The 575-nt window shown below is 35.5% G+C and carries 1 protein-coding gene; it reads left to right on the forward strand.

All coding sequences use genetic code 11. From position 1 onward, the window contains the following. Positions 1–136: 136 nt before the first annotated feature. The coding region (locus MUW74_RS03910; protein WP_243553083.1) for a hypothetical protein at positions 137–575 on the forward strand (439 nt) is incomplete at its 3' end.

Genomic DNA, 575 nt, shown 5'->3' on the forward strand with positions numbered 1-575 from the left:
TTTTCCAGCTGTAAGGGGTGGTTTCCGATCGCAACTATTTTATAATGGGCGTTTTTTCTTTTCGTGTATGGCTGCTGCTACAGTAGGTTGCATCGATATAGCGTTCTTGCATCATTATGATAAAAATATAGTTTAAATGAATAAAAATTTAAAAAAAATATATTCGAAAAAACGGTTGATTTGTTCTTTTCAACCAATTACGACTTGGTCATTTTTAGCTGCTTTTCAGCTTTCTTCTTGTACAATTGGTAAGAGTCAAGATTTTCTACCCAGGTTACGTGGATTGGTACCTTGGAGGTCAATATCATCCATTCATCATTCTTCTATTGATATGAATCCTGGTAATGCGGTTTCTTTGAAACCAGTTCTATTAACTTGTAGGCCTAGTGATATTAGCCGTGTTAATGATGTTTACTCTGGCACAATGCTATTAAACTTAAATGGTGTATCTAGACCAGGGAGCGTATACCAGGACCCTAACCTCAGAAAGATGCAGACTAAAGCAATTCTTCATTTAGGATCCCTTCATGCAGAAAATGCTCAAAACAACAAAATTTGTAGGCTTATAGAAAAAT

The sequence above is a fragment of the Candidatus Cardinium sp. cBcalN2 genome (assembly GCF_022810445.1).
Taxonomy (GTDB): domain Bacteria; phylum Bacteroidota; class Bacteroidia; order Cytophagales; family Amoebophilaceae; genus Cardinium.